The sequence below is a fragment of the Streptomyces sp. MnatMP-M17 genome (genome assembly GCF_900091995.1).
Taxonomy (GTDB): domain Bacteria; phylum Actinomycetota; class Actinomycetes; order Streptomycetales; family Streptomycetaceae; genus Streptomyces.
Genome location: NZ_FMDK01000593.1, coordinates 1 through 3,656, shown reverse-complemented (window position 1 = coordinate 3,656; position 3,656 = coordinate 1). Strand labels below are relative to the sequence as shown.

The 3,656-nt window shown below is 67.9% G+C and carries 4 protein-coding genes; 2 read left to right on the top strand and 2 right to left on the bottom strand.

Annotation, left to right across the window (positions count from 1 at the left end):
• Positions 1 to 27: 27 nt before the first annotated feature.
• Together GA0115259_RS25355 and GA0115259_RS25350 are read right to left on the bottom strand one after the other, a co-directional pair.
• Complete coding sequence (locus tag GA0115259_RS25355) at positions 28 to 291, bottom strand: hypothetical protein (RefSeq protein ID WP_093601326.1); 264 nt, start codon at positions 289 to 291, stop codon at positions 28 to 30.
• Positions 292 to 499: 208 nt separating this feature from the next.
• Entirely contained in the window at positions 500 to 1,309 is an 810-nt protein-coding gene (locus GA0115259_RS25350) for an SGNH/GDSL hydrolase family protein (RefSeq protein WP_093601324.1), read from the bottom strand.
• A 538-nt stretch (positions 1,310 to 1,847) separates the two neighbouring features.
• On the opposite strand from GA0115259_RS25350, the gene GA0115259_RS25345 reads away from it, so the two are divergent.
• Together GA0115259_RS25345 and GA0115259_RS25340 are read left to right on the top strand one after the other, a co-directional pair.
• The gene (locus tag GA0115259_RS25345; protein ID WP_093601322.1) at positions 1,848 to 2,741 is read left to right on the top strand and encodes a glycosyltransferase family 2 protein; all 894 of its coding nucleotides are present in this window, start codon (positions 1,848 to 1,850) and stop codon (positions 2,739 to 2,741) included.
• On the top strand, positions 2,738 to 3,656 hold a 919-nt coding region (locus GA0115259_RS25340; RefSeq protein ID WP_141716688.1), incomplete at its 3' end, for a glycosyltransferase family 2 protein. The genes GA0115259_RS25345 and GA0115259_RS25340, both read left to right, overlap by 4 nt.

The window sequence follows — 3,656 nt, the reverse complement described above, 5'->3', positions numbered from 1 at the left end:
GGTCGGGGCGCCGGCTCGCCGTATCGGTCAGCCGCGGCTGCCGAACAGCGAGCGGCGCAGCCGTCGCAGCGGTGCGAAGAGTGAGACCCGCGCGCTCTTGCTCGTATGCGTCTCGGAGGCGTCCCGCGAGGTCAGCTCGCGCATCAGCAGCGTCGCCTCGGCCGTCTCTCCCTGCGGTACGGCGGGGCCGCCGAGCACCGAGAGATGGCGGTCGAGACGCGAACTGGTCGCGCTGCTCCCGCAGGTGATCGCAGGGACTCGTGCCCTGTTGTGTACCGTTATCTGCTTCATTTCACTCCCCACCCGTACGAGGGCACCCGACCCGGGCAGGGTAACCCTATCGCCCCCTTCCGACACTCGTGTATCCCGCCTTGGCAATGAACCACACCCGTACGGGGATTGACGGCCATGGCTCGATCCATCTTATTTCAGGGCGAGTTGGACAGTTCGCCACTCCCGCTGTCCAACCGCTGTCCGGACGGTCAGCCTCCGGTACGCGTCACGCGGCGGAGGTGAAGACCGGCAGATAGCCGCCCGACTGACCGGCGGCGGTCGGGTGGTACGACTCGCCGATGTTGAGCCAGTTCACGCTGTGCAGCCAGGCCGAGCCCGAGCAGATCTCATGCCCGGTGAAGGCCCGCGCGACATCGGCGAAGGCGAAGCCGTAGTCGGCGGCCCGCTTGGAGGTCACCAGATTGAGATGGTCGGCGGCGGCATTGATCGCGGCACGCTCGTTCTCACTCAGGCCCACGACACAGTTCCCGTTGAGCTGGTAGAAGCGCGGATAGCCGAGGACGACCACCCGGGCCGAGGGCGCCTTCGATCTGATCGCCGAGTACACCGAGTTGAGGTTTCCGGGCAGGGTGCTGTCGACGAAGCTACGGGCCTGTGCGACCCGGCTGAGACAGGTGGCCTCCGACTGGAGGACACAGGTCGTCATCACATCGGCGAAGCCCGCGTCGTTGCCGCCGATGCTGATGCTGACAAGGTCGGTGCCCGCCGTGAGCGGGCCGAGCTGACTGGCGGTCACATCACTCGTACGGGCACCGGAACACGCCGTGAACGCGAACGACGAAGGTGCGTGCGCGGCTGCCCAGAGGGCTGGATAGGCCTTCGGCGTGCGCTTGCAGTTGCCGCTGGAGCTGTCATAGCTGCCGGCGCCGACGCCGGAGGAGTACGAATCCCCCAGCGCCACATAGTCGACCGCGGCGACTCGTTCCGCGGACTGGGCGGAAGCCGCTCCGGTGAGAGCGAGCACCGCGCCCAGCAGGAGCGAGGACGAGAATGCCGTGATTCGGGACAGTTTCATGGGACCTCCCTGAGCAGGATCTCTGCCTGAACTGTGTTACCAGTCAGTTCAGTTCGCTGGAAGTGTCCATGCCAAAAACATTTCGCCGAGGTTTCCCGGGCGCGCGGTTCGTAAGAGATCGAATGGATCTGATCAGGGATGTTACGGATGTGACCGTCGAAGTACGGCCAAAGAAGCCAAAACGTGAGACGAGGCCCCAGGTCTTGCCATACAGTCCGATTCATCAATACCGTCGTACATCCACCCGCATCGGTCCATCGGCATGGCGGCTCAAGGGGAGGGCTCAAGCGTCGCGATGGCTCCCGGAGCGGGGCGCGGTAGGGGGGTGCCGTGCTCGGTGACCGCACCAGGGCCTGTCCGGCAGGACCGGCAGGACCTGGTACCGAGTCGCGTGCCGCGCGGCCAGTACCACAAGCTCACCCGCTCAGCACGGAGTGCCATGCCGTCATGTCCGGGGTGAGAACCCCCCTTTCGAACCGGAAACTCAGCCGGACCGCCCGGGGGCGGGCGGTCCACCGGACGAGAGGGAACGAGACTCGTGAGCGCTTTTCTGCGCCCGGCGGTACCGGGCGAAGATCCCTTGATCGGCGAACCGGAACGCGACACCGCTCAGCACTACCGGCCCGTCTCCTCGCATCTCGCCATCGCTCCGCCCGTGAGCGTGGTGATTCCCGCGATGAACGAGGCACGGAACCTTCCGTACGTCTTCAGAACACTGCCCGGCTGGATCCATGAAGTCGTCCTCGTGGACGGCGATTCGAGCGACGACACCGTACGGGTGGCCCGCGAGCTGTGGCCCGGGGTCAAGGTCGTCGCACAGCGCGGCAAGGGCAAGGGCGATGCCCTGATCAGCGGATTCGCCGCGTGCACCGGCGACATCATCGTGATGGTCGACGCGGACGGCTCGGCCGACGGCCAGGAGATCGTCTCCTATGTCTCGGCCCTGGTCTCCGGCGCCGACTTCGCCAAGGGCTCGCGCTTCGCCAACGGCGGTGGCACGGACGACATGACGGCGATACGCAAGCTCGGCAACCGCGTCCTGTGCGCCGTCGTCAACGCCAAGTTCGGCGCCCGCTACACCGATCTCTGCTACGGCTACAACGCCTTCTGGCGGCACTGCCTGGACGACATCACGCTGGACTGCACCGGATTCGAGGTCGAGACCCTGATGAACATCCGGGTCGTCAAGGCCGGGCTGAAGGTGCAGGAGATACCGAGCCATGAGTACGACCGGATCCATGGAGTCAGCAATCTCAGAGCCGTACGGGACGGCTTACGGGTCCTCGGAGTGATCCTCCGGGAGAAGGGCGTTCCCCGGTCCGCCCGCGCCGCACGGGCGCCGCGGATGGACCTCGCGGCCCGTACGGCCCGTGCCGTGAGCGGTGGCACGGCCGCGCTGCGGGTCACGATTCCACGGGGAGAGGTGTCTTGAACCACCGTCACCGGCCCTTCTCCGTGGTGATCTGCGTCTACACCGAGGACCGCTGGGACGACATCCTCGCGGCCGTCGACTCGGTGCGGACGCAGTCGCTGCCGGCCCTGGAGACACTGCTCGTGGTCGACCACAACACCGCGCTGCTGGAGCGGCTCGGCCGGGAGTACCAGGAGCACGCGGCGCGCGGAGAGGTACGGGTGCTCGCCAACGCGGGCCCTCGCGGCCTCTCCGCGGGCCGCAACACCGGAATCGCCGCCGCCCGCGGTGAGCTGGTCGCGTTCCTGGACGACGACGCCGTGGCCGAACGCGACTGGCTGCGGTTCTTCGACGAAGCGTACGAGGATCCACGGGTGCTGGCCGTCGGCGGACGGACGGAGCCCGCCTGGTCGTCCGGGCACAGGCCCGACTGGTTTCCCGAGGAGTTCGACTGGGTCGTCGGCTGTACGTACCGGGGGCTGCCCGGCGGAAAGGTACGGGTCCGCAATGTGCTCGGCGGGAACGCCTCGTTCCGGCGGACCGCGTTCGACGCCGCCGGCGGGTTCGCGACGGGCATCGGCCGCGACGGCGACAAGCGTCCGCTGGGCTGCGAGGAGACGGAGCTGTGCATCCGGCTCAGCAGGGCCGTACCGGACGGTGTGATTCTGATCGACGACCGGTCGGTCATCCACCACAAGGTCCCGGCGGAGCGCCGTCGGTTCGGCTACTTCCGTACGCGTACGTATGCCGAGGGACTCTCCAAGGCGCTGGTCGCCCGGAGCGTGGGGGCGGACAAGGGGCTCGAATCCGAGCGCCGTTACACCACCCGCGTACTGCCGGCGGGCATCGCGCGCGGGCTGCGTGACGCGGCGCTGGGACGCCGTGGCGGCGCGGGCCGCGCCGGTGCGATCGTGGCGGGTGTGACCACGGCGGCGG